Consider the following 25785-nt stretch of genomic DNA (forward strand, 5'->3'; position numbering starts at 1 on the left):
GCCTCATGATAACAGGTCATCCGATTGAAAACCGCACTGCCGAAGCCATGCAAAACCGCCACTGATAGCGTACAATGCAGGGGTCTTTTTCATCGGATCAAGCAAAGGCCGACACCACCCATGCAGCTGCTCAGCAACTACCTGAAACACCACAACACCGATCTTGAACTCGTTGAATTGATCGATACCCTGATGATCGCCTGCAAGGAAATTGCCTTGCAGTTGCGTGAAGGCGCACTCGCCGGCGTGCTCGGCACCACCGAGGACACCAACGTACAGGGCGAAACCCAGAAAAAGCTGGACGTCATTTCCAACGATGTACTGAAAAAGGTACTGCTGGACAACCCTCTGGTACGCGGCATTGCCTCGGAAGAGGAAGATGATCCCGTATTCGGCAATCCGGACGGCCGTTTTCTGGTCACGTTTGATCCGCTTGACGGCTCATCCAACATCGACATCAACGTTTCCGTCGGTACGATCTTTTCCATTCTGGAAGCGCCGAAAGACGCGACCGAAGATTCCGTCGACATGTTCCTGCAGTCCGGCCGCAAGCAGCTCGCCGCCGGCTACGTGCTGTATGGTCCGTCCGCAGTACTGGTCATGAGTACAGGCCAGGGCGTCAACATGTTCACGCTGGCCCATACCGGCGATTTCCTGCTGACCCGTGAACAGGTACAGATCCCGGTACAGACCGGCGAGTTCGCGATCAACATGTCGAACCACCGCTTCTGGGAAGAGCCGATGCGTAACTACATCGACGACCTGCTCAAGGGCAGCGACGGCCCACGCGGCAAGAACTACAACATGCGCTGGATCGCCTCCATGGTTGCCGAAGTGCATCGCGTTCTTACTCGCGGCGGCCTGTTCACCTACCCCTGGGATTCTCGCGATCCGTCCAAGCCCGGCAAGCTGCGCCTGATGTATGAAGGCAACCCGATGAGCCTGCTGATCGAACAGGCCGGCGGTATCTCCAGCACCTGCTACGGCGACATTCTTGACGTAGAGCCGGACCACATTCACCAGCGTGTTTCCGTCGCACTGGGATCCAAAGAAGAAGTCGAAGCACTGCTTGGGTATCATTGCGAGTGCTGAATATTCACCGGTAAGTCGTATTCCCGCGGATGGCAGTGCTGATTATACTGCGGTCCGCTATCCGTTCTGCCCTTGAAACCGATAACAGGAAAACAGCTCATGAGCTTTGCGAAAGTCCCTGCCGGCAAAGAACTGCCGAACGACATCTACGTAGTCATCGAAATCCCGGCGGAAAGCTCCCCGGTGAAATACGAAATCGACAAAGATTCCGACTCAATCTTCGTTGACCGTTTCATGGCTGCACCGATGTTCTACCCGGCCAACTACGGCTACATCAACAACACACTGGCAGATGATGGCGATGCCCTCGACGTACTGGTACTGACCCCGCATCCGGTCATGACCGGTTCCGTGATCCGCTGCCGTCCGGTCGGTGTACTGAACATGACCGACGAAGCTGGTGGTGACGCCAAGCTGGTTGCCGTTCCGCACGAGAAGCTGAGCCAGGCTTACAACGACATCCAGGACGTGGACGATATCCCGCAGCTGACCCGCGACCAGATTTCCCACTTCTTCGAGAACTACAAAACGCTCGAAAAAGGCAAATGGGTCAAGGTTGAAGGCTGGGCAAATGCCGACGCCGCACGCGCCGAGATCGTCAAGGCTGCTGCTGCATACGAAGCTGCCAAGTAAGGCTGCTTTACGGGAGGTGTACCCTGTTGCATCTCCCTGTTTCAACCCCCATCCTGACCTTTTCCGCCCTCCCCGATCTGATACACTGCGCTTTGTCCTAGCCAACCGACAGAGACGTTGATGAAATTTTCAGGTACCGACCGTTACGTAGCCACCGACGACCTGCAGATGGCCGTCAATGCCGCCATTACCTTGCAGCGCCCCCTTCTGGTCAAGGGTGAACCCGGCACCGGCAAAACCATGCTGGCCGAAGAACTCGCCGAAGCACTGGGAAAGCCCCTGCTGCGCTGGCACGTCAAGTCCACCACCAAGGCCCAGCAAGGCCTGTACGAATACGATGCAGTCTCGCGCTTGCGCGATTCCCAGCTGGGTGACGATCGTGTCCACGACATTGGCCACTACATTCGCAAGGGCATGCTCTGGCAGGCGTTCGATGCCGACGAACAGGTCGTGCTGTTGATTGATGAAATCGACAAGGCCGACATCGAGTTTCCCAACGATCTGCTGACCGAACTCGACAAAATGGAATTCGATGTCTACGAGACCGGCGAGCGCATCGCCGCGCGCCAGCGCCCGATCGTGATCATCACCAGTAACAACGAAAAAGAGTTGCCGGACGCCTTCCTGCGCCGCTGCTTCTTTCACTACATCGCGTTCCCCGACAAGGACACCTTGCAATCGATTGTCGATGTACATTTCCCCCAGATCGAACAAACACTGGTGCGTGAAGCACTGGAGATTTTCTTCCGCCTGCGCGATGTGCCGGGACTGAAGAAAAAGCCCTCCACATCCGAGTTGATCGACTGGCTCAAGTTGCTGCTCGCCGACCGTATCCCCAGTGATCTGTTGGCCGAACGGGATCCGTCCAGTGCCATGCCGCCGCTCTACGGTGCCCTGCTCAAGAATGAACAGGACGTACACATGCTGCAGCGCCTGGCCTTCATGGCGCGTCGCGAGGCCCGCTGATGCTGATCGACCTGTTTACCCGGCTGCGTCAGGGGCAGGTGCCGGTGACGCTACGCGAACTGCTGGACCTGATTGCCGCATTGGAGCAGCGTGTTGCCTGCCTGAGTACAGATGACTTTTATCTGCTGGCACGCACCTGTCTGGTCAAGAATGAAACCCATTATGATCGTTTCGACCGCGCCTTTGGCCAGTACTTCGCCGGGCTGCAGGCGCAAGGTGACATCACTGACGCTCTAATCCCGTCGCACTGGCTCGACAGCGATATTCTCAAGCAGCTCAGCGCCGAAGAACGGGCACAGATCGAGGCACTGGGCGGGCTGGACAAGCTGCTGGAAACGCTGAAACAGCGCCTGGAGGAACAGGGCGAACGCCATGCCGGTGGCAACAAGTGGATCGGCACCGGCGGCACGTCCCCGTTTGGTCATAGCGGCTATAACCCGGAAGGGGTCCGCATCGGTGGCGAGAGCAAACACAAGCGTGCCGTTAAGGTGTGGGAGCAACGCCAGTTCCGCAATCTGGACGACAGCGTGGAGCTGGGCACCCGTAACCTCAAGGTGGCACTGCGCAAGCTGCGTAAATTCGCCCGCACCGGTGCCGCCGACCAGCTCGATCTGGATGACACCATCCGCTCGACTGCCCGTAACGCCGGACTACTTGACCTGAAAATGGTGCCCGAGCGCCATAACGCCGCCAAGGTGTTGCTGTTTTTTGATATCGGCGGCTCCATGGATCCGTTCATTCGCACCTGTGAAGAGTTGTTCTCCGCTGCCCGCACCGAGTTCAAGCATCTGGAGTACTTCTATTTTCACAACTGTGTTTACGAGAAGGTCTGGCGCGATAACCGCCGTCGCCATGACGAAGGGATATCGACACTGGATGTACTGCATACCTACGGTCGAGACTACCGCGTGATCTTCGTCGGTGATGCCGCCATGTCGCCCTATGAACTGATCGACCGTTATGGCAGCGTGGAACACATGAACGAAGAACCGGGGCAACTCTGGTTGCAACGGATTCTGGATACCTGGGATAAAGTCATTTGGCTCAACCCGGCTGCCGAACGCTACTGGGGGTATACCCACAGCACGCAGATGGTTCGCCAACAGCTGGATAATCACATGTATCCGCTGACAGTCGAAGGCATTGATGCGGGCATTCGTTACCTGTCACGCTGACGCTATCTGTACTGATCCGGCCGCAGTTCAGCGGCCGGTGCCCTGAGCAACCGCCTCTTGCATGCGGCGCACGTAGGTCAAATTGTCCTGTGCCTTGGGATAGAACACCGGCGACAGGGTCAATGCCTGTTCAAAATAATCTTGTGCCAATGCGTAGCGCCCATCGAGCATGCAGATGTAACCGATATCGTTATGTGCCTGAGCACTGTCCATTACCCGTTCAAATGCATGTAGTGCCGCCAGATAACGCTGCTGACGTGCATAGACCAGCCCCAGATTACGCCAGGCCTGCTCATAGTCCGGTGCAATCTCCAATGCCTTGCGGAACTGCTTCTCGGCATCACCCCAGCGTGCATCCAGATAATACGAGTAGCCCAGGTTATTCAGCGTATCGGCGGCATCCGGTTTGATCGCCAACGCTATCTGATAGAAGCCTTGGGCTTCAGCCGTCTGGCCGTCAAGATCTGCCAACACGCCCAAGCCATTGTAGGCTCTCGCCGGCGAGCGGGCGTCATAGTCCTGCCCAGCATCCTCGGCAAACCGCTTGCGGTCATTGGCAACCGCACGTTCCAGATACTCACGGCCTTCGGCATAGCGGTTCTGCTTCAACTGCAGCACACCCAGTGCCGTCAGCGCGCCAATATGCTCGGGTTCATTGCCCAGGGCACTGCGCAGCGCCAGCGAGGCCAGCTTCATATTGTTGCGTGCCATGTGGATCTGGCCGATACGAAAATAGGCACTGGCATTATCCGGTGCCCGCTCCAGCACCTGAACATAATGGTACAACGCCTCATCGGCATCGCCACGTGCAAGGGCCTGATCTCCCATGCTGAGGCCCGCCTTGACCGTTGGTGCCTGCGGCAACCCACTAAATGCAAGGGTCGGCTTGCCCTCATAGAAGGCTTCGTTGGCACTCGTCGTCGGTTCCATCTGTGAATTGGCAGCACACCCGTTCAGCAACACGATGGTTGCCAATAGCAGTCCCTTGCCCGTGCTGTATTGTCCTGTTCGTGAAGTCATGGTGATGCCCTCTATTCGGGTATGCGTACGTTGCCAAGGCGCAAGGAAATTATCGACCAAAAACCTCGAACACCTTCAGAATAGCTGGCCCGATGGCAACCACAAAGAAACCGGGCCAGATACAGAACGTCAGCGGGAAGATCATTTTGGTACCGATCTTGGCGGCTTGCTCTTCGGCTGCCTGCATGCGCTTGTCCCGGAACTCCTCGGAGTAAACCCTCAGAGTATCCGCAATACTGCTGCCGAAACGGACGCTTTGATCCAGCAGAGCTACAAGCCCGCGGATATCTTCAACACCGGTGCGCTGAGCCATACCGCGCAAGGCTTCGATTCTGTTAACGCCCGCTCGTATTTCCACGTTGACCAATTGCATTTCTCCCGACAATTCCGGATGGCTAACATCCAGCTCATTACCCACCCGTTGCAGTGCGGCCGTCAGACCCAACCCTGACTCAACACAGACCACCAGCAAGTCCAACGCATCAGGAAAACCGTTTCGAATCGCACGCATCCGGCGTTTGGCCAGGTGGTCCAACACCATATTGGGCAGGATATAACCCATGTATGTGGCACCAGCGCAAATCATCAGCACCTTGTCTGCTGTCAGCTTTGAATTGAAACTGGTTGCCATCCAGGCAATACCAAGCGCACTGATACTCAATAATACCTTCAAGGCATAGAGCGAACTAATTGCACTGGGAGTTCTAAAACCTGCATGAACCAGCTGGGCATGTAGTTTGTTTTTGTCCCAGTCCTTACCAGGCAACAAATGCTTGGTAAGAGGGTCCAACGAGGACAGCACCTTACTCCGACTATCACCAGAGCGTGCCTTGCCTCCAGAGTGTCCGGTCAGCACCCGCACCCGTTGCCGGAACGGTGTCACCAAGCCGGTAATCAATACTGTCAGGCTCAGAAAAAATGCGAGTGCAGCAGCCGCAACTAGCCCGATCACCACATAGCGTGCATATAATTCGTTATCCAACTGCTGGTTAACTAACTCCAGTAATGTTTCCATGACTCATACCTCGATTCTCAGCAAACGCCGAATCCAGAATGCACCGACCAACATCAACACAAAACTGATAGCGATCAATTGATGGCCATCGGCGGATTTCACCAGAATTTGCATGTATCCCGGCGTAGTAAAATAGATCAAGCCGAACAAGCCGAACGGTACCAGCATCAAGATCCAGGCCGACATCCTCCCCTCGGCAGACAGTGTCTTGACCCGGCGCTGGAAACGAAAACGGCCGCGAATAACCGTACCGATGTTCTCCAGAATTTCGGCCAGATTGCCGCCGGTTTCCTTCTGCACCAGCACCGCTGTCACGAAGGCCATCAGGGTTACACTGGGGACCCGCTCAAGCAAACCAAGCATCGCCCGACGCAGATCGGAGCCGTAACTCAGATCCGAATATGTAATACCAAATTCGATGGAAGCCGGTCCCTCCAGCCCCTCCGCAACCAGGTTGAGTGACTCGCTGAACGGATGGCCCGTCAACAGTGCGCGTTTGATAATATCGATCGCCTCGGGCAATTGCGCTTCGAACTCGTGCAGGCGCTTACTGCGCAGATAAATCAAGCGCAAATACGGTGTCACGATTAACACAACTCCTGCTGCCAATGCTGCCGGCCAGTACCTGAGCACCACCAACACCAGCACAAAGCCGGTGATCCCAAGAAAAAACGAGAACAACAACACTCGGTAAGCCAATACTTTGCTCCCCGATTGCTCGATCAAACGCGCCAACGGTTCCATTCCAGGTAATGACTCAAGCCCCCGCTCCAGCGGGTTGAGCTTTTTCAAATAGCGCGCTCGTAACAGCGTGCTGATTGCTGGCTGATCCGACTCCGCGGCTATTTCACCGATTCGTTGCTGCAGCCGCCGCCTGACTCGACGCTGCTCGCCGAATACCGGAATTGATAGACTCGCTAACAGTAAAAAAACTGAAGTAAAAACCATCACCAGAATGACGATAAGCTCCGTGGATTCCAATTCGAAATTCATTGCAATACCCTCCCGCTATTCCGGTTCGAACAGCGATGTCGGTAGTTCGATTCCACGCTGTGCCAACCGTTTGTGGAAACCGGGGACAATGCCGGTGGCCTTAAATTCGCCCAAGACATTACCTTTTTCATCAATGCCACGGCGCTCAAAGGTGAACAGCTCCGACATGGTAATGATGTCGCCTTCCATGCCGTTGATCTCCTGAATGCTGACCAGTTTTCGGCGCCCATCTTCCAGGCGGGTCACCTGCAGCACGACATCGATTGCCGAGGCAATTTGTGACCGCAGCGCCCGCGTCGGGAAGCTGATACCGGTCATTGCCACCATGTTTTCGATACGCCCCAATGCATCGCGGGCGTTGTTGGCGTGAATGGTGGTCAGAGAACCATCATGGCCGGTATTCATTGCCTGAAGCATATCCAGAGTTTCGCCACCACGAACCTCACCCAACACAATACGGTCAGGTCGCATCCTCAAGCTGTTCTTGACCAGATCACGCTGAGTTACTTCACCACGTCCCTCAATATTCGGCGGACGGGTTTCCAACCGCACCACATGGGGCTGCTGCAACTGCAGCTCGGCAGAGTCCTCAATGGTAACGATGCGCTCATCATGAGGGATATAGCCGGACAGGATGTTGAGCAAAGTGGTCTTGCCGGAGCCGGTGCCACCGGAAATCAAGATGTTTAGCCGCCCCTTGACCACACCTTCAAGCAACGGCGCAACCACTGCTTCCACCGAACCCAGCTCCACCAGGTTCTGCATCGACAACAGTTCAACCATGAAGCGGCGGATGGATATCTGTGGCCCGTCAAGCGCCAACGGCGGGATGATCACATTGACACGTGAGCCATCTTTGAGACGTGCATCCACCATAGGTGAGGACTCGTCGATATGCCGCCCAACCCCCGAAACAATTCGGTCAATGGTATTCATCAGATGACTATTGCTGCTGAAACTGACCGGGCAGGCTTCCAGCTTGCCAAAGCGTTCCACGAAAATGGAGTTGTAACCGTTGACCAGAATATCGGAGATGGTCGTATCTTCGAGCAAGGGCTCCAAGGGCCCCAACCCCATAATTTCGTCTTCGATCAGTTTCATTATTTTCTGTCGTGACGACGTACTGAACGGCACGGCCTGCTCGTCCATCAACTGACGGCATAGTTCACCAATTTGGCGTCGTGCTTCAGCTTCCTCAAGGCTGTCAATCAGGGAAAGATCCATGCGTTTCAGCAGTTCCTGATGCAATTGAAACTTGCATTCCCGCTCATCCGGCGACAGCGTTTCGATCAGCAGCGGTGGCCGCTCCCGGTCCGGTTTGGACTCCACCTCTGGCGTGGGCACCTCCGTCTCAGCAAGGCGCAGCTTGTTAATCCTGTTACCTAATATCGACATGGCTCAGTCCCCTTTGACCAGGTTAACCAATTTCCCCAAAAGCCCTGGGCGGGCAACAAGCCCGGCTCCCGACACCTGTTCGCTCAATGCATTGAGTGCCCGGCTTATAGGGGCACGGCGCGCCACTTCCAACAAGGGTATGCCATTGTTCAAAGACTCACACACGTGCTTGAAGTCGTTCGGTATCATTAGTATCGACTGATGTTTGAGAGCCTGTCTGATCTCGTCAACGCTGATCGGTGCTGACTTGTCGTACCGGTTCACGACCACCAAAATGCGATGATCAGGGATATCCAGCTCACGGCGCATGACCTCAATCAGACGGGCAGCATCGCGCAGGTAGGTAATGCCCTGCTGCAACACCAGCACCACCTGATCGGCATGCTCAAGTACGGTTGTCGTAATCAAATCAACCTGCCGTGGCAGGTCTACCACCAAATGCTGGTGATCCTTGGCCAACAGTTTGAACAACTGCAACAGTTGTTCACTAGATACTTCATCATTCAACAACAGACGGTCGGGCTCAGAACTCAGTACCTTAAGCCCACTGACATGACGGGCGAGATAACCATCAAGTGCCGTACCGTCCAGATCCTCAACATTTTCCAGGGCCTGTTTGATACCCCGTTGAGGGTTAAGATCCAGATAGTGCGATAGAGAACCAAATTGCAGGTCGAGGTCGACCAATACAACCTTGCGCCGACTGCCATTCGCCAGCTGATGCGCAAGGTTGGTCGCGATCAGGCTGGCACCCGATCCACCCTTGGCATTCATCACTACGGTCAGGCGGGCATTCAGTGTCCCCTGCTGGTCCAGCGTTTCCCGATACAGTTGATCAACGACACGCTGCAGCTCCCCACTTTCCAATGGTTCGGGGAAAAAATCCCGGGCCCCCGCCTTCATCGATAGGCGCATCGCCTGCGAGGGTGACTCGGAACTGACGATCAAGGTCGGTATCCGCATATCCTGCGGACGTGAGCAGAGTGACTCCAGCTCCGCCTGCCAGCACTCGCCGATGCGGAAAATCAGCAGATCAGGCAACCGCTCCAGCCCATGGAGCGGGTCCGAATGGCCATTGCTGATCAAACGGCAACTGATATCCACACCGGCAGGCATCAAGGCCAATGAAGTCTTGAGTTGAGCCAAAGCGTCAGTTGAACGGCTCGCGATCAGAATCGAGAACTGCTGCGCATGCTCGCGCTTGATGCTCGTCGGTTTTTTTACTTCATAGAGCAAGTTCTGTTTCATCATGGCAGCTTTCCTCTCCAGCTGATCGTTTCCGTCAGATACCGAGATAATTCAACCTCTGGGCTGTGGTTAACTCCCGCAAGCTGCTGGGCCTGCTCCCGGAGCATGTACGCCAAGGCTTTCTGCCGGCAGCGTGGTTTCAAACCTCAGCGCATCCAGGGTAATGTCGAAAAACGGAATCAGCATCTGGTGCGTGTAGCCGGTAATACCGGCGCTTACGTAATAGGTATTTGCAGTTGCGGTTGCTGGCGTAATGCCGTCTTCCTGCCAGTAACCGAGCGCAATATTGGCTTCAGTAAAACCGGGGAGTAAAGTGCCCCCGAATGCACCGGTTGCCCGTGCAAAAGCTTGTCCCTCATTTGTTACCGGACAAACCACGGCAATGCGTGCCGCGCGTCGCGTCGCCTCATCCAACACATTCCAGGTAAACATCAACCGGCCAAATTCGATCAGCCCGAACAACACGACAAACAAAACCGATCCGATCAATGCAAATTCAACGGTCGCAATACCCTGCTGACGTGTGCGGTTAGTAATATGCGGCATCATCTCAGCCTCCCCCCAGCACACGCATGCTGATTGAGCTGTCGAGCGTAAATTCCAGATCGATTGGGTCTCCACCGAAGGTCGGTAGCTGCGTGAACATCATCGGCGTGAAATCATATTCCAGATGCACCTGTACCTCGTTCAAGGCAGGCACTTCACAGAACCCCACTCCGGCAGTCGTGAGCCCGGGGAGCACGGCCTCGCCAGCTCCCACCTCTGAACCGTACACAATCAGGTTACTGGCCCGGTTAATCAGGTTATCGGGAAGTGTTCCACCCAGCATAGGGCACTCACTCAGCGTCGACTGCTGACCATAATTCAACTGGGTCGCCAACAGGCGTACCCCGTTTCGCTGCGCCTTGGTCAGGGTGTTGTATTGGTATAACATCCGGCCAACCTCGGCCGTTGCCAGCATCAGCAGCAGCAGTACCGGGAGCACCAATGTCATCTCCACAGCGGCCACCCCCTGCTGACGTTTTTGCCTCCCTTTTGCCTGTCTGCTCATCATGAATCTCCGCTGTCCGTATTGCGAAACAGAACAATCTTGAACGTCGAACTAGGGTCAACCGCGTCATCGGTAAAGGTCCCGATGGCATCACAGCCTTCCGACTCGGTGAAGAACTGGCCGAAAACTTCGGCATCATTACCGACATCAACGTCCTGCATCAGGAAAAAGCACCCAGCGCTGTAGATATGAACATCTTCACTGGTCCCGGATATTTCCCCGGTACAATCACCAATCGGCAATACCAGTTCCCGGCGCTTACAGGCATCGCCTTCGCAGTCGGGAAAGTTGGATGTGTATTCGGCCAAGTAGTCCTGATAATCAAATATACCGTCGATGCTGGTGCTGCCATCCTCACGTTTGATGACCGGTTTACCCTCTGCGTCAAACCCATCCAGAATCAATCGATTGGAGCTTTGGGGAGTAGGCCCGGCAGGAGTCGTACCATTGAAATGGGTATAACTGACTTGATCGGCAGGGGCTTCGTCCTGATTTACCGGCCCCTGATAAAGACCCAACCGCGTATTCAACCCCTGCCCCGTCGGTCCGGCCTTGTTACCGGGTTCGGTATCAGCCGCGTTGTCATCGCCGATACTTGCACACTGGTTCGCCGTACCGGCCAAGGCATCACGCAGATCGGCACCACCGATCCCGTCCAGACGCAGCAATCGGAAGTTCCCCGGGCCTACATCGGTCCCGCTGCCTCCGGCCAGCTTGATCACGCTGATATCAGCCAAGCTGGCAACATTGTTATCGTCGTTATCGGGATAGCCGAAATAAGTGTTAGGGTCGCTGCAGTCATCCTCCGGATTAAACGGGGTATGTGTCCCATCGGTATCACAGCCGCAAGCTAGTATCGGCAACACATCACACACCATCGCGTTGAGCCCTATCGGCCCGGCCACCGCACTGGCACTGACAGCTTTATCTGTCCATCCGACGACCTGTAGCAACCAGGTATCCAGCTCCAAATCACTAACAATGACGCGGACATACGGCAAGGCGGTAGCATCAGGGTTGAAGGGGTTCAACGTGGTCGAAAATTCCACAACCAATGCATTGCCACCCTCGGTGTATGCCGCGTTGAGTTCACCGTTATCAGCCAATCCCATATTACTCATGAAGGTGGCCAGCGCGGCCGCTTCGGCGGAAGCATGTACAACCGCTACGGAGCTGTCCTCCGGGAAATCGGCCATGGTGCGGGCGGCGCTCAGTGCTGCCGCATCAACTGCATTCTGCAATCGGGTCTTATTCAGTAACAGATGCCCACCATCAAGTGCCAGACCGGCCATTGCCAGCAGAGCCAGCATGGCGATGGCGACCAGCACCAGCACCACCCCCTGCTGTTTTTTTCTCATCACTGTTTCGATTCGGCGTTTCATCTTCGCCTCCTTTCAGTGTCCAGGTATAAAACCCTATTCCTGAAAGTTGTTAACGGTTTTTCATCCCTGTTCAATTACCGATATTGATCTTGATATCGCCTGCGATGCCTGTGGCACTTTGCGCTTCGCCACGATAGCCCGTGATCACCTGCTGGGCCTTGTTGCCATCCAGGCGCAAGGATTGCGGGTCGTCCGCTGCATCAGGATTCTGTGTCTGTGCCTGCATCATCGCCTGTACTGCCATGCCCATCGGTTCAGGAGGCGGGTTGCCATACCCGCTGCACCCCTGAATCAGCAGCACAGCTGCGGCGAGAATACTCAGTGTCCAGTTCGATCTATTCATGACTCTGCTCTCCACTCAATGCTTGCGCTACTCGATGCTATGGCCGAAGGTCGACTCTGTTCCGTTGCTGACCGGAAACACTCTGACACTTGAGTCGCCGGACATGTCACCCGCCGTCGCGCCGGTGTCCATGCCTGCAGCCATTGCGTCTGTATCAGCAGCAGCCGTAATCATTCCATTACTGGCATGACGCCCATGGGTGCGCCCCAACAGGTAGAACTCCGCATCGCTGGGTTCGACAAAACCATCCCCCGGAAGCACCAGCCCTTCATTCTTGAAGGGTTTTGCCAGCGTCGGCGTTACCAGGATAACCAGCTCCGATTCACCACTCTCAAACTCCTGACTGCGGAACAGGTGACCCAGCACCGGCACATCTCCCAGCCCAGGAAACTTGTTCACCACTTCACGGGTACTCTGGTTAATCAACCCGGCAATACCGATCGTCTGACCATCACCCAGTTCAACGGTGGCACGGGCACTGCGCTTGGTCAGTGCCGGAACAAAGAAGGTATTACTGGAATCGACGCTGTTATTGATTGAATTGAGTCCGGTCAATTCGGTTACAGCCACGTTTAGACTGAGGTTAATCGTGCCTGAGTCGAGAACCACCGGTACGAATTTCAGCCCAATCCCGAATTCCTTGAATTCTATGGTGACACCATCTTCATTCGGTACAGGTATCGGGAATTCGCCACCGGAGAGGAATTCAGCTTCCTGGCCGGTGAGAGTCGTCAGCGTGGGTTCAGCCAGTACGCGAGCACTACCATTTTCCTTGGCGGCATCAAATGCGATATTAAACAGCAAGTTACTGTCAGCATATTTCGCCAACAATCCCTTACCCACAAAGCCGACATCGCCCAAACCGTCAGCTACAGATCCACCGGTACTACCTGCTCCTATACTCCAGAGGTTATCCCGCGAATCCAGAAGATTGAACTTGAGCCCCATGCGTTTCATCGTGTCACGCGACATTTCCGCCACGGTCACTTTCAGCATCACCTGTTGAGACCCACCGACCTTGAGCAAGTTAACGACTTCGCCTGCCTGGGACGCCCCCTCTCCGGAAGGTTTCTGTAGGAAACTATCTGCCAGGCGTACTGCCATATCCATGGTCCCCACATTGGAAACTTCGCCACTGAGCAGGATCGAGCCTTGGGAAGAGTTGACCCGGATGCTCTCATTGGGTGCCATCTCATAAAGCTTGGATTTAAGGCTGTTCACATCCGGTGTCACCTCCACATCAATGGAAGCAGTCAGCCGATTGCTTTTATCCCACAGCAGGACGTTGGTGGTGCCGATCCCCTTGCCCAGTACATAGATTTGTTGGGAACGCATCACCAGAATATCGGCAACTTCTTCATTGCCGATCGAGACTTTGTGTACCGGGCCATTCAGTTGCACCACCTTGGATTTGTACAAGGGAACCGACAGGTGCTGTACACCCGCATCACTCGATGTGTCGACTGCAGCCGCCTGGAGCCCTTGCCCGGTCAGTAGTGCCAGCAGCAAGATCAGTATGAGCGCGGGCACAAGTCCCTCATACCTCGGATGATCTCGACTTGTACTGGCTGTTTTTTGTTGTATTCGTATAGCCATTGTCCTGTCTCCTCAATCGACCTGTCCTGCTGGCACCGTGTGACTACATGGGTACCCGTTTGCGTTCCCAATTTACCCCTTTGATCACGATGACAGACGGCGGAGCACTGTAGCTCCGGCTCGGTTGTCGTTTCACCGGCACCGGAGCCACAACCGGCTCACCGACCGGCAATGCTTCGGCCACGACCGGGGTCAACGCTTCCTCACTCAGAGGATTACGCAGTGTCAGCTGGATCCGCCCTTCTTCCCGCGCCATCGCCAGTTCTTCCGATTCTTTCGGCGTCAGTTCCAGCGTCACCGCGCGCACAACCACCGGATCGTTCTTGTCCGTCCGCGCTTTCTGATCCACGGCCAACACCTTGATATCCTTGAGTACCGTCTTCGCTTTAACGTTGTCCCCTTGCGTTTTCGTGGCGATGATATCGACATGATTGCCCGGTAACAGGAAACCCGCGACCCCGACCACATCATTCACGCGCACGGTAAATGCCCGTTTTTCAGGATCGATCAACGCCGCCAGTGTTGCACCCTCCTTAAGTTCGCTGAGACGTTCCTGGCGCAAGGCATCACCGGCCAGAATATCCTGGATTGGAATCATCCCTTCCACGATCATCGGGTCGGTGAAGCTGCTGGCCGGTACCAGATCGTCCGGCATCCACTTGATCTTCAAGTGACGCTGTTCAATCGGCTGGCCATAGGGAATATCCATCGCAGCATAGACCACCGGCGTACCCTCTGTTGCAGCCCTATCGGTACTGCCAGGCATCTGCTGTTTCAGCCAGGTATTGGTATATATTGCTGCTCCGGCGGCCAACAAAACCGACAGAACCAGCAGTAAAAATGTTCTCCCTTTAAACATGACTATTCCTCCCGGTTACGGAGTTCGGTGACATCTCCACGTCCGCATCAAGGCTGACGAAGTAGCTGTCCCAGGCCCAGCTCAGTGACTGGGTGTCCAGTGAGGCGGCATCACCGCCGAGATAGCGTACGCGGTCCTGCGCCATGCCCAGCAGATCTCGCGGATGACAAGGACGTAATCCGACCTCGTGCCGTGCATGCAGTTGCGTCAATGCAAAGTCGAGCAGTTCGGGGGTGAAATCGATCCCCTTCTCTGCGCACACCTGCTGCCAGATACGGCTGTATTCATCCGGTTGCAGATAGCCAAAATAGATTTTGTAACCGATACGACGCAGGAAAGCCTCATCGGCAAGATCCAGCGGATTGATGTTGGACGAGAACACCAGTATCTGGTCGAACGGGGTCTGGAAGTGACGTCCTGCCCCCAAGGTCAGATAGTCCTGCTTCTCTTCCATCGGCACGATCCAGCGGTTGAAAATCTCCATCGGTGTTGCCCGTTGACGCCCCATGTCGTCAATAATGAAGATGCCGTTGTTGGCCTTAAGCTGCAGTGGCGCCTGATATTCCTTGGTTACCGGGTTGAAATGCACCTCAAGCATATCCATTCCCAGCTCCCCACCGGTAATGACTTCCGGGCGTCGGCAATTGACAAAGCGAGGGTCGTAACCCTGATCGAACATCAGACTTGGGGCTTGGACTGTTTCCTCAACTGGCTGGTGTAGCAGGGGGTCAAACAGTGAAATCACCTGTTCGTTGACCGAAATCGCATAGGGAATAAGGCAACTATCCGTGAACAGGCCGGTCAGCTTCTGGGTAATGTAGGTTTTGCCGGTCCCGGCCGGACCGTAAATAAACATGGCACGGCCGGAATTCATCGCCGGGCCGAGTTGTTGCTTAAGGGAATCTCGCAGCACCACATTGGTAAACAACTGGTTCATCGACTCGGCAGTCACGTTGGTGTGATGCACGGTCTGTGCAGCCACGACCTCGCGATAACGCTGAATCGGTACCGGGGCGGGCCCCAGATAACCGCTACGGGCGTAGGCATCAATGGCCGATTCCCGTCCCCGCTGGGTCAAGCCATAACTCAGTTCGCGCTTATCGAAGCCCTGACCATGCACATCAATCATGACTTCCTTGCGCAGGAATTCGATCAACACCTCAAGCACAGGGCCTGCAAGTGCCGTGCGCTGCATCAACTGCTTTAACGTCAGCAAGCCCGCATCATAGAGGTGCTTGATCATCAATTCGGTAAGAAAGTGGCGGCTTAAACCCGTCTCGTCCAGTGCCAGCGGCCGCGGCGCCAGTGTACGCAAATGTTGAGCCTGTGAGGTATCGGCTGCCTCGGTAGACCCAGCAGCCGTGAGATTCATCGAGTGGTTCATTGCATCACTCCCAACGCCTGTAGCTGATACCCGATCTGAGTAGTCAGGTGATAAAACTCCAGATTATTGTCGATCAGCCCCTGTTGAATCAGGGTACCGACCGCAATCGAGAGAGAGAAAGGGAAGCGGCGACGAGCTACCGATCCGACTTCTGCCGAAATCAGAGTCCTCGCTGAAATCATCACCAGGTAACGGCGATAGATACTGGCCAGCTCGCCACTGCGCAACACCATATAAAAGGCAAAGCAGCCACCAATCACCAGAGCAAAGCAGGCTGCAGTTAACGCAGGCATCGGCCCAATGAAGGCCCCGATAGCTGCCATCAGTTTGACATCACCGGCCCCCATACCGCCGGTCAGGTAGAATGGCAACAGAACAACCAAACCTACCGCTGCACCCGCGAGGCCGGTATGAACTTCAGTGCTTGGAAGGAAGAGATAACTCAGCAGTAACCCTGCCACCAAAGTACTGAAAGTGAGCCAGTTGGGAATACGGTGGCGACGCCAGTCAAACAATACTGAAAATATTAATATTAGTAGCAGGAGGAGCGTCGAACCATCATAAGTATAAAGCGACAGCATATAGACCTCCCCTTGCTACATGATTTTTACAATCAATTTGTCTAATTCAACATGCATCAGCCTGAGCAGCATCAGCCCCTGTATCTAATGTGGTAGCTAGTGCAGCAATCACCTCACCCACCTCACAGCCCAAGTCGGTAAATGCCACAATCACAGCTGCTGCCACCAGGCTCCCCGCAATTGCATACTCCACCGTAGTCAACCCTTCTTCTTCCTTGATGAAGTCCACAAATTTTTGAGTCATAACATTCATTGGTCCGCCCTCTTTCATTCGTGTGCCCCTCAGGGCCGATGCCGGTGCAACCGCTACCGTAGATAGATATGCGCCGGGTACGTGAGTGACTATAGGCAGGTGAAAGGACGGGTGTTGGAACTATCTTGCACAAAAAATAGGACTATTTTGCAAACGAGTGTTTCAGGCCTGAAACACCAATGGCTTATATCGGTTATGAAACAACACACTACCGTTTTGTATAAAAAAACAGCAAAAAGCCCGCACTAAGAGCCCGGTTTGTTCACTATACTGAACACTATCCGCGACAACGGACTAAGCGGGTGCCCCCACATCGCAACAATGAAGAACCACTCAGTGGGAGACCCACCGTCATGCTTCAACCTGACACTCCAACCCTGTTGTGGTTGGACCTGCGCAGCTCCGACCGTTCGGCAACACTGCTGGAACTGTTCGAACGCCGGTTCACCATCGAACAGCTGGACATCCACCATCCGGTCTATGACAGGCAGCAACTGTCACCCATCGCCATCTGCGTCGACTTTGACTACCCCGACATGCACGGGTTGTCACTGGTGCGGAACCTACACGAAAAGTACCGACTGCCAATCATCATGATGACCGAACAACACTCGGAATCACTGATGCTCTGGGCACTGCGGGTGCGGATATGGGAAATTTTTCTGAAGCCGATGCAACGCTCGGCCGCCGAGCACCAGATCGATGCTCTGTACCGCTGCCTGGCCAACGCCGGTGATGACCCCACCCTTTTGAGTACAGCCAGCCCCATGCTGCGACTGCCGGAAGAATCACGTTTCCACGGCAGCGGCACTGAAGCGCGTACCGTTCACCCCGCCCTGTCCTATATGCAGCTGCATCTGGGCGAGCGCATCAACGAAGAGCAACTGGCACAATTCTGCAACTTGCGCCCGCTGCAGTTCAGCCGCCAGTTCAAAAAAGCATTCGGAGTAACGTTTCAGGAGATGTTGCAGCAACTGCGCATACAGGAGGCAACACGTTTGCTGGAGAACCCCGAGCTGCAGATCCTTGATGTGGCTCTGACCGTCGGTTATCGGGACCATTCCTATTTTTGTCGGGTGTTCAAGAAATACCTGGGGGTGACTCCCAAAACCTATCAGGAGCAGCAGCTGTCACAGCACGCACGCGCCCAGCAGATGGTCGAAATCAAGCTGCAGGCGGTTGCAAATCTGACTTCAGTGCGGCAACAACGGGAAACTGAGCAGTGGAGCCGTCAACATTCCTGTTAACGGCTCCGTATAATCAGAACAGCCTAACGCAGGCGGGGCGCGAAGATCAGCGGCTGTGATCCAGCAGGTCTTCAACTACTTCCTGCTCTTCATGCAGATCATTGTCGACCGGCTTTGACAGCGGCAGAATCAGGTTGAGCAGGATGGCTACCGCGCCACACAGGCTGATGCCCTGAAGACTCAAATCACCTTTACCAACCGCCATGCCACCGATACCGAACACCAGTGTAGTAGCGACAATCACCAGGTTACGCTGCTCAGCCAAGTCCACATGCGCCTTGATCAGGGTATTCATGCCTACCGCTGCGATAGAACCGAACAGCAGGATCAGAATACCGCCCATGACCGGTGCCGGAATGGTCTGCAGTGCCATGCCGAATTTGGCAATAAAGGCCAGGGCAATCGCCACGACTGCCGCCCACACCATCACCACCGGGTTGAAGGACTTGGTCAGCATCACTGCCCCGGTCACTTCCGAATACGTGGTATTGGGTGGCCCGCCGAAGCAGGCTGCCGCCGCTGTCGCGACGCCATCGCCAAAGAGCGTACGGTGCAGGCCCGGCTTGCGCACGTAGTCCTTGCCCGTGACATTGGAGATCGCCAGGATATCGCCCACATGCTCGATCGCCGGAGCCAGCGCCACCGGCACCATGAACAGAACCGCCTGCCAGTGGAAAGCCGGCATCACGAATTCAGGCATGGAGATCCAGCTCGCACTCTGGATCGGTGCGTAATCAACCATGCCGGTAAAATGCGCGGCAACATAGCCCACGACTACACCTGACAATATGGGCAGCAGGCGGAAGACGCCACGTGCCAACACGGCAACCGCCAGCGTGGTCACCAACGCACTCATCGACACCAGCATCGCCTGATCATATGGAAACAGGACCTCGGAGCCATCGCCGCTCTTGCCCATCGCCATGTTAACGGCCAGCGGCGCCATCCCCAGCCCGATAATCATGATCACCGGGCCGGTGACAACCGGCGGCATCAGCCGATGCAGAAACCCGACTCCACGTACCTTGACCGCCAGCGCCAGCAGCATGTACACCGCGCCAGCTGCCATCAATCCACCCATGGTGGCCGCAACACCCCAGTTCTGTACCGAATAGGTGATCGGCGCAATGAACACGAACGACGACGCCAGGAAAATTGGAACGGTCAGTCCGGTCACGAAGTGGAACAGCAATGTGCCAATCCCGGCGGTAAACAGCGCGACGCTCGGGTCGAGGCCGGTCAACAGCGGCATCAGCACCAATGCGCCAAACGCGACAAACAACATCTGTGATCCGGCCAGTACGGTACGCCAGTGAAACGCACTTGGTTGCAGGTTTTGCATCAGCCAATCCTCGTTTATTGGGTGCCGAAGATCTTGTCACCGGCGTCACCCAGACCCGGCATGATGTAGCCCTGCTCATTCAAGCCCTGATCCACCGATGCGGTAAACAACTCCACATCAGGATGTGCCGCCTGTACCTTGGCGATCCCTTCCGGTGCAGCCACCAGTACCAGCGCGCGGATCGTGGTGCAGCCAGCCTTCTTCAGCAGGTCAATGGTCGCGATCATGGAACCGCCCGTCGCCAGCATCGGATCAACGACCAAAGCCATACGGGCATCTATGTCACTGGCAAGCTTTTCGAAGTAGGTAACCGGTTCCAGAGTTTCTTCATCACGGTACAGGCCAACCACCGAAATTTTCGCACTGGGTACAAGTTCCAGCACACCGTCGAGCATGCCCAGACCTGCACGCAAAATCGGCACCACGGTGATCTTCTTGCCCTTGATCCGCTGGGCTTCAATGTCACCGCACCAGCCCTTCACCGTGTATTCTTCCAGCTCCATGTCCTTGGTTGCTTCGTAGGTCAGCAAACAGCCCACTTCAGCGGCCAGCTGGCGAAAACTGCGGGTACTGATCGTACTGGAACGCATCAGGCCCAGCTTGTGCTGAACCAGGGGATGTTTGATTTCGTGGACATTCATGCAGGGCAGCCTCTTCATGCAGCGGACAGTTATGACCAATGTCCGGCTTGACAAAAAATTCTCGGCAAGATTAACGAATGATCAGCCATCTGTCATCAAAGAACCCCTGCATATTGCCCCGCCAGCCAAACCTGAGTAACCTGCTCACTTTTTTTACAATCAGGCCGTCGCCCCTGCGGCCCACTGACCATTGCGGAGCAGGTTCCATGAGCACCATCAGTGCTGACGAAATCAAGAACGTCTATATCGAGGCCGACCTTTTACACAGCCAGGCCGAGGTTGACGCTGCCATCAGCAAAATGGCCGCCGAAATCACTGCCGAGCTGGAAGACAAGGACCCTGTCATCTTCGCCGTCATGAACGGCGGGCTGGTAATTGCCGGCCAACTGCTGACCCGGCTCAATTTCCCGTTGACTGCCAGCTACCTGCACGCCACCCGCTACCGCAACAGCACTTCAGGGCAGCAGCTGGAGTGGAAAGTACCGCCGATGGTCGACTTCAAGGATCGGCCCGTGCTGGTCATTGACGACATCCTTGATGAAGGCCACACCCTGGCCGAAGTGATGGACTATCTCAAGGCAGAAGGTGCCGCCTCGGTGCAGTCTGCGGTATTGGTCGATAAAAAGCATGATCGCAAGGCACGCCCGGACTTGCATGCCGATTTCGTTGGCATCGAGATCATCGACCGCTACATCTTCGGCTATGGCATGGACTACAAAGGCTACTGGCGCAACGCCCCCGGCATTTTCGCTGTAAAGGGAATGTAATCAGCGCTTGCCATCGGTCACCGGCTGGTTACAATGCAAGGGTCTGAATATATTTGACAGGGTTTGCATGACGGAAATGGTCATTCTCACGCTGTCAGCCACGGCCTTGGCCACTTGGCTGCTGCGTTTGAGACGCAAATCGCTCGCCGCACGGGACTGTGCCGCTCTCCGCGACTGCGTATTTATGAGTGATGGACGGGTAATCGCGCCGGATAAATAATATCGGGCACTTGATCCCTGGCGATACAGAAACGGAGCCTACATGGCTCCGTTTTTTTATGTCCTGATGAACGTATGTCCTGAACAACGCCAAGCGGATAACGCGGCTATTGCCCCGCTTCCAACTCCTCGTACAACAGCACAAATTCCTGGGTCAGCTTGTGATTCGGAGCCATGTAAATCAGCGGCCGTGCTTCATTATGGGATTCCTTCATCTTGACCGACGCCGATAGTCGTGTCGCCAGCACCGGCAGATTTTCCGCTATCAATCCGGCCACTATTTTCTGCGGCAACGATGCCCGTGGCTGGTACTGGTTAACCACAATACCCTCCACTTCGAGTCGGTCGTTGTGATCAGCCTGAGTCTCACGCACGTTATTGAGCAGGTTATACAGCGCCTGACGGGCAAACTCGTCACAGTCGAACGGAATCAGACACCGTTCGGCCGCCACCAGTGCCGATAAGGTAAAGAAATTGAACGCTGGCGGCGTATCGATGTAGATTGCCTCGTATTCTTCGGCCAGCTGTTCAATAGCATCACGCAACTTGTAGATCTTGTGCTTGCTCTCAAGTTTCGACTGTAAATCACCCAGCTCCGGGTGCGACGGCAATATCGACAGGTTAGCGAACGGTGTCGCATGCACAAAAGCATCCGCTGATTTCGGCTTGAGCTGGAAACTCAGTGCCTGCTCAAAGAAACCGTAGGCATCGGTTTCGGGCACATTTGAATCATCGCCCAGTAAATAGTGGGTGGAGTTGCACTGCGGATCCAGGTCCACTACCAACGTGCGCACACCCCGGCTGGCACTGATTGCTGCCAGGTTAACCGCGATGCTGGATTTACCCACACCGCCTTTCTGATTGAATACCACTCTGCGCATAACGCTGGTTCTCCGTACTTATCCCTGAGACAGAAGATCACGCAAGTCGATGATCGCGGCATTGGCCCGTGAAATATAGGACGCCATGACCAGCGAGTGGTTGGACAGAAAACCGAATTCGGTGCCATTCAGGATCATCGGACTCCAGATGGTAGACTGGGTCGCTTCCAGCTCGCGGATGATCTGGCGCACACTGGCGCGGGCATTTTTCTTGTCCAGTGAATCACCGAAATCATGTTCAATCGCTTCCAGCACATGAATCAGCGCCCAAGCCGTGCCCCGTGCTTCGTAGAACACGTTGTCGATCTGCATCCAGGGCGTTTTGATTTCAAGCTCGTCCCCAGCCGCGGTCGCCTGGCGACCGGCACTGTCACCGGCCAGATCGGTATTGATACGACGCTGACCGACACTGGCACTCAGACGCTGGGACAAGCTGCCCAGGCGGGTCGACACGTCGCCGAGCCAGTCACGCAGATTGTCGGCACGGGCATAGAACTGAGCGTCGGGCTGATCGACATCGCTCAAGCGCAACTGGTAATTGCGCAGATGCTTCAAGGCCTTGCGGTATTCGCTCTCGGTAGAGGGCAAAATCCAGTTGCGGTGGTCAAAATGCAGCATCGGTTCGGCTTTGGCTAAAGCCGGATCTTCGGTTGATTGGGACTGGGAACGGCTGAAGCTCTTACGCAGTGCTCGACTCATATCACGCACCTGCACCAGCACACCAAACTCCCAGGCAGGGACATTGTCCAGCCAGAGTCCCGGTGGGGCCACATCATTGCTGAGATAACCACCTGGCTTGTCGAGCAGTGTATCGATCATATGAATCAGCGTGGCCGTGGTATATGCACCGGTCACAGGTACTTCCGTTTGTGTCTGCTGGCGCGCCTGTACCGCCACATCAAAGCGCTCCGGTTCAACACTCCAGTACATGCCCAGTATTGCGGCCAACAGCAGCCAAAGCACGACTGCCGCAAGCACTAACTTGAGCCGTTTCGCCGAGTTGATGCTGTCCCACAGGGTTAACCAGAACCGTTCTAATCGTTCCACCCAGATACTCCTTGTTCGAATAGGGTCCCACAGGGGCCTGCGGGGTTTGATGCTGCATTGCACTATGGCGAATTTCTGCAAACCGGTCAATTACACTACATTTATGGCCGTGTCATTGCGTAACGACAGGATGCTGGCCTATATAGGGCTAACTTCGGCAAACTCGCTGCTAACAACCGAAAATTAATAGTGTGGCGTAGACAGCGTTTTCAGATTCATGCACACTAGTCGACCTTAGTTTTACCCCTTGGCAATCACGATCTTTGCGGAGCATCTGCATGGCTCACATCCTGGTTTTGAACGGTCCCAATCTGAACCTTCTCGGAACCCGGGAGCCCGGCATCTATGGTGCTACAACGCTCGCTGAAATCGAGCAGCAGATCCAGTCGCACGCCAAGTCACTGGGGCACTCTGCCGAGTGTTTCCAGAGCAATGCCGAATTTGAGCTGATCGAGCGGATCCACCAGGCTCCCGCTCAAGGCACCGCGTTTATCATCATCAACCCGGCCGCCTTCACTCATACCAGCGTTGCCATACGCGATGCCCTGCTGGGTGTCGGTATACCTTTTATTGAAGTTCATCTATCGAATGTGCATGCCCGTGAACCGTTCCGCCAGCATTCCTATCTGTCGGACAAGGCCGTGGGCGTCATCTGTGGACTCGGCCCTGCCGGGTACCGGTTTGCACTTGAAGCGGCACATCAGCGCCTGGCGTCGGCCCCGCTTTAATTCGATAGCGTCACCCTTAAACATCAGAGTCAGAGAAGCCGTCTTAGTATGGATATTCGCAAAGTTAAAAAACTGATCGAGCTGTTGGAAGAATCCAACATTAACGAAATCGAGATCAAGGAAGGCGAAGAGTCTGTCCGCATCAGCCGTGGCGGCAGCCAGATCATCGCAGCACCGGCACCGCAGTACATGGCTCCGGCACCTGCAGCACCCGCTCCTGTTGCTGCACCGGTTGCTGAAGCGCCGGTTGAGCCGCAGTTGGCCGGTCACGCTCTGCGCTCACCCATGGTCGGCACGTTCTACCGTTCACCGTCTCCCTCTTCAGGCCCGTTTGTCGAAGTCGGCCAGAGCGTCAAAGCCGGTGATGTCATCTGCATCGTCGAAGCCATGAAAATGATGAACCAGATCGAAGCCGACAAGTCAGGTGTGATCGAAAGCATTCTGGTTGAAGACGGCCAGCCGGTCGAATTCGACCAGCCGCTGATCACCATCGCCTGATTGCTGAGCAAGGATTTTCACTATGCTGGATAAAGTGCTGATTGCAAACCGTGGCGAGATTGCGTTGCGCATCCTCCGCGCCTGCAAAGAGCTGGGTATCAAGACCGTCGCCGTCCACTCGGTTCCTGACCGCGACCTGATGCATGTGCGTCTGGCCGACGAAGCCGTGTGTATTGGTCCTGCCTCCTCAACGCAGAGCTACCTGAACATTCCGGCACTGATCAGTGCGGCCGAAGTCACCGACTCCGTCGGCATTCATCCGGGCTACGGTTTCCTGGCAGAGAACGCCGATTTTGCCGAGCAGGTTGAACGCTCAGGCTTCACCTTCATTGGCCCTCGCGCTGATACCATTCGCCTGATGGGCGACAAGGTGTCCGCTATCGAAGCGATGAAGAAAGCCGGCGTCCCGACCGTTCCCGGTTCCGACGGCCCGCTGCCGGAAGATACCGAAGAGCTCTACAAGATTGCCCGTCGCATCGGCTACCCGGTCATCATCAAGGCGGCTGCCGGTGGTGGTGGTCGCGGCATGCGTGTGGTTCACACCGAAGCGCACTTGGGTAACGCCGTACAGGTAACGAAATCAGAAGCCAAATCCGCTTTTGGTGACGAAACCGTGTACATGGAGAAATTCCTCGAGAAGCCGCGTCACGTCGAAGTTCAGGTTCTGGCCGACGGTCAGGGTAACGCCATCCATCTGTACGACCGTGACTGCTCCATGCAGCGACGTCACCAGAAGGTGGTTGAGGAAGCCCCGGCTCCGATGATCGATGAAGCGGCTCGTGCCAAGGTACTGAAGTCCTGCGTCGACGCCTGCATCGAGATCGGCTATCGCGGTGCCGGTACGTTTGAGTTCCTGTACGAAGACGGCAAGTTCTTCTTCATCGAGATGAACACCCGTGTCCAGGTTGAGCATCCGGTAACGGAAATGGTCACCGGCGTGGATATCGTCAAGGAACAGTTGCGCATCGCCTCCGGCCTGCCGCTGTCCTACACCCAGGATGATATCAAACTGCGCGGTCATTCCATCGAATGCCGACTCAATGCCGAAGACCCGAAAACCTTCATGCCGAGTCCTGGCAAGGTGACCCACTTCCACGCAGCCGGCGGCAATGGCATCCGTGTGGATTCTCACCTGTACAGCGGCTATACCGTGCCGCCGCACTATGACTCGCTGATCGCCAAGCTGATCACGTTCGCTGATGACCGTGAAACCGCACTGGCGCGCATGGAAAGTGCTCTGGATGAGACCCTGATTGAGGGCATCAAAACCAATATCCCGCTGCACCGGGAAATTGTACGCGATGCCAACTTCGCTCGTGGTGGCGTCAATATCCACTACCTCGAGAAGAAACTCGGTCTGTAAACGGCCGGTCGCAGCCCGGGGCTCCGGGCTGCTTTCCTCCCCCGCACACCACTTCCATTCCTGCTC

At 55.4% G+C, this 25785-nt stretch carries 27 protein-coding genes; 9 read left to right on the forward strand and 18 right to left on the reverse strand.

Going from position 1 to position 25785, the window contains the following annotated elements; all coding sequences use genetic code 11:
* Window positions 1-120 precede the first annotated feature (120 nt).
* The 4 genes from CLV44_RS04070 (at window position 121) to CLV44_RS04085 (ending at window position 3866) form a co-directional block, all read left to right on the forward strand.
* The gene (locus CLV44_RS04070) at window positions 121-1092 is read left to right on the forward strand and encodes a class 1 fructose-bisphosphatase (RefSeq protein WP_106590830.1); all 972 of its coding nucleotides are present in this window, start codon (window positions 121-123) and stop codon (window positions 1090-1092) included.
* Window positions 1093-1191: 99 nt separating this feature from the next.
* Entirely contained in the window at window positions 1192-1725 is a 534-nt protein-coding gene (gene ppa, locus CLV44_RS04075; RefSeq protein WP_106590831.1) for an inorganic diphosphatase, read from the forward strand.
* A gap of 120 nt (window positions 1726-1845) precedes the next feature.
* Window positions 1846-2691 carry an AAA family ATPase gene (locus CLV44_RS04080; protein WP_106590832.1) on the forward strand — a complete coding sequence of 282 codons (846 nt, stop codon included), beginning with the start codon at window positions 1846-1848 and terminating at the stop codon, window positions 2689-2691.
* Window positions 2691-3866 carry a vWA domain-containing protein gene (locus CLV44_RS04085; RefSeq protein ID WP_106590833.1) on the forward strand — a complete coding sequence of 392 codons (1176 nt, stop codon included), beginning with the start codon at window positions 2691-2693 and terminating at the stop codon, window positions 3864-3866. Before CLV44_RS04080 ends, CLV44_RS04085 begins: the two co-directional genes overlap by 1 nt.
* 27 nt (window positions 3867-3893) lie before the next feature.
* Here the strand turns inward: CLV44_RS04085 and CLV44_RS04090 are convergent, their stop codons facing one another.
* The 14 genes from CLV44_RS04090 to CLV44_RS04155 all read right to left on the reverse strand — a co-directional run bounded on the left by CLV44_RS04090 (window position 3894) and on the right by CLV44_RS04155 (window position 16986).
* Entirely contained in the window at window positions 3894-4886 is a 993-nt protein-coding gene (locus CLV44_RS04090; RefSeq protein WP_106590834.1) for a tetratricopeptide repeat protein, read from the reverse strand.
* A 49-nt stretch (window positions 4887-4935) separates the two neighbouring features.
* The gene (locus tag CLV44_RS04095) at window positions 4936-5901 is read right to left on the reverse strand and encodes a type II secretion system F family protein (RefSeq protein WP_106590835.1); all 966 of its coding nucleotides are present in this window, start codon (window positions 5899-5901) and stop codon (window positions 4936-4938) included.
* Between the two features lie 3 nt (window positions 5902-5904).
* Window positions 5905-6894 (reverse strand): type II secretion system F family protein, encoded by a 990-nt coding sequence (locus CLV44_RS04100; protein WP_106590836.1) that lies wholly within the window; start codon window positions 6892-6894, stop codon window positions 5905-5907.
* Window positions 6895-6909: 15 nt separating this feature from the next.
* Window positions 6910-8289, reverse strand: a complete 1380-nt coding sequence (locus CLV44_RS04105; RefSeq protein ID WP_106590837.1) for a TadA family conjugal transfer-associated ATPase — start codon at window positions 8287-8289, stop codon at window positions 6910-6912.
* A 3-nt stretch (window positions 8290-8292) separates the two neighbouring features.
* A complete protein-coding gene (locus CLV44_RS04110) occupies window positions 8293-9540 on the reverse strand; it encodes a CpaE/TadZ family protein (RefSeq protein WP_106590838.1) in 1248 nt (415 codons plus the stop codon).
* A gap of 66 nt (window positions 9541-9606) precedes the next feature.
* On the reverse strand, window positions 9607-10086 hold the full coding sequence (locus tag CLV44_RS04115; protein ID WP_106590839.1) for a TadE/TadG family type IV pilus assembly protein: 480 nt from the start codon (window positions 10084-10086) through the stop codon (window positions 9607-9609).
* Window position 10087: 1 nt separating this feature from the next.
* A complete protein-coding gene (locus CLV44_RS04120; RefSeq protein WP_170069256.1) occupies window positions 10088-10588 on the reverse strand; it encodes a TadE/TadG family type IV pilus assembly protein in 501 nt (166 codons plus the stop codon).
* Window positions 10588-11970, reverse strand: coding sequence for a pilus assembly protein TadG-related protein (locus CLV44_RS04125; RefSeq protein WP_106590841.1), 1383 nt, complete (start codon window positions 11968-11970; stop codon window positions 10588-10590). The genes CLV44_RS04120 and CLV44_RS04125 overlap by 1 nt, the downstream gene beginning before the upstream one ends.
* A gap of 70 nt (window positions 11971-12040) precedes the next feature.
* Window positions 12041-12313, reverse strand: coding sequence for a hypothetical protein (locus tag CLV44_RS04130; RefSeq protein ID WP_106590842.1), 273 nt, complete (start codon window positions 12311-12313; stop codon window positions 12041-12043).
* Window positions 12314-12340: 27 nt separating this feature from the next.
* The gene (locus CLV44_RS04135) at window positions 12341-13843 is read right to left on the reverse strand and encodes a type II and III secretion system protein family protein (protein WP_245912597.1); all 1503 of its coding nucleotides are present in this window, start codon (window positions 13841-13843) and stop codon (window positions 12341-12343) included.
* A gap of 109 nt (window positions 13844-13952) precedes the next feature.
* The gene (gene cpaB / locus CLV44_RS04140) at window positions 13953-14768 is read right to left on the reverse strand and encodes a Flp pilus assembly protein CpaB (protein ID WP_106590844.1); all 816 of its coding nucleotides are present in this window, start codon (window positions 14766-14768) and stop codon (window positions 13953-13955) included.
* The gene (locus tag CLV44_RS04145; protein WP_106590845.1) at window positions 14761-16152 is read right to left on the reverse strand and encodes an AAA family ATPase; all 1392 of its coding nucleotides are present in this window, start codon (window positions 16150-16152) and stop codon (window positions 14761-14763) included. The genes cpaB and CLV44_RS04145 overlap by 8 nt, the downstream gene beginning before the upstream one ends.
* Window positions 16149-16733, reverse strand: a complete 585-nt coding sequence (locus CLV44_RS04150) for an A24 family peptidase (RefSeq protein WP_106590846.1) — start codon at window positions 16731-16733, stop codon at window positions 16149-16151. The genes CLV44_RS04145 and CLV44_RS04150 overlap by 4 nt, the downstream gene beginning before the upstream one ends.
* A gap of 46 nt (window positions 16734-16779) precedes the next feature.
* Window positions 16780-16986: a Flp family type IVb pilin gene (locus CLV44_RS04155; RefSeq protein WP_106590847.1), complete on the reverse strand. Its 207-nt coding sequence runs from the start codon at window positions 16984-16986 to the stop codon at window positions 16780-16782.
* A gap of 353 nt (window positions 16987-17339) precedes the next feature.
* On the opposite strand from CLV44_RS04155, the gene CLV44_RS04160 reads away from it, so the two are divergent.
* Window positions 17340-18233, forward strand: a complete 894-nt coding sequence (locus CLV44_RS04160) for a helix-turn-helix transcriptional regulator (protein ID WP_106590848.1) — start codon at window positions 17340-17342, stop codon at window positions 18231-18233.
* Between the two features lie 46 nt (window positions 18234-18279).
* On the opposite strand, the gene CLV44_RS04165 is transcribed toward CLV44_RS04160, so the two are convergent.
* Complete coding sequence (locus CLV44_RS04165; RefSeq protein ID WP_106590849.1) at window positions 18280-19575, reverse strand: uracil-xanthine permease family protein; 1296 nt, start codon at window positions 19573-19575, stop codon at window positions 18280-18282.
* Between the two features lie 14 nt (window positions 19576-19589).
* Window positions 19590-20216 (reverse strand): uracil phosphoribosyltransferase, encoded by a 627-nt coding sequence (gene upp, locus CLV44_RS04170; protein WP_106590850.1) that lies wholly within the window; start codon window positions 20214-20216, stop codon window positions 19590-19592.
* Window positions 20217-20422: 206 nt separating this feature from the next.
* Between upp and CLV44_RS04175 the strand changes: the two genes are divergently transcribed.
* Window positions 20423-20983, forward strand: a complete 561-nt coding sequence (locus CLV44_RS04175) for a hypoxanthine-guanine phosphoribosyltransferase (RefSeq protein ID WP_106590851.1) — start codon at window positions 20423-20425, stop codon at window positions 20981-20983.
* 326 nt (window positions 20984-21309) lie between these two features.
* Here the strand turns inward: CLV44_RS04175 and CLV44_RS04180 are convergent, their stop codons facing one another.
* Window positions 21310-22083 (reverse strand): ParA family protein, encoded by a 774-nt coding sequence (locus CLV44_RS04180; protein ID WP_106590852.1) that lies wholly within the window; start codon window positions 22081-22083, stop codon window positions 21310-21312.
* 18 nt (window positions 22084-22101) lie between these two features.
* A complete protein-coding gene (locus CLV44_RS04185; RefSeq protein ID WP_106590853.1) occupies window positions 22102-23130 on the reverse strand; it encodes a DUF2333 family protein in 1029 nt (342 codons plus the stop codon).
* Between the two features lie 278 nt (window positions 23131-23408).
* Between CLV44_RS04185 and aroQ the strand changes: the two genes are divergently transcribed.
* From aroQ to accC, 3 genes are read left to right on the forward strand one after another with little or no spacing between them, the layout of a single operon-like run.
* On the forward strand, window positions 23409-23858 hold the full coding sequence (aroQ, locus tag CLV44_RS04190; protein ID WP_106590854.1) for a type II 3-dehydroquinate dehydratase: 450 nt from the start codon (window positions 23409-23411) through the stop codon (window positions 23856-23858).
* A 48-nt stretch (window positions 23859-23906) separates the two neighbouring features.
* Window positions 23907-24356 carry an acetyl-CoA carboxylase biotin carboxyl carrier protein gene (accB, locus tag CLV44_RS04195; protein ID WP_106590855.1) on the forward strand — a complete coding sequence of 150 codons (450 nt, stop codon included), beginning with the start codon at window positions 23907-23909 and terminating at the stop codon, window positions 24354-24356.
* A 22-nt stretch (window positions 24357-24378) separates the two neighbouring features.
* Window positions 24379-25719, forward strand: coding sequence for an acetyl-CoA carboxylase biotin carboxylase subunit (accC, locus tag CLV44_RS04200; protein ID WP_106590856.1), 1341 nt, complete (start codon window positions 24379-24381; stop codon window positions 25717-25719).
* Window positions 25720-25785 lie beyond the last annotated feature (66 nt).

The organism is Marinobacterium halophilum, from assembly GCF_003014615.1.
Classification (GTDB): Bacteria; Pseudomonadota; Gammaproteobacteria; order Pseudomonadales; family Balneatricaceae; genus Marinobacterium; species Marinobacterium halophilum.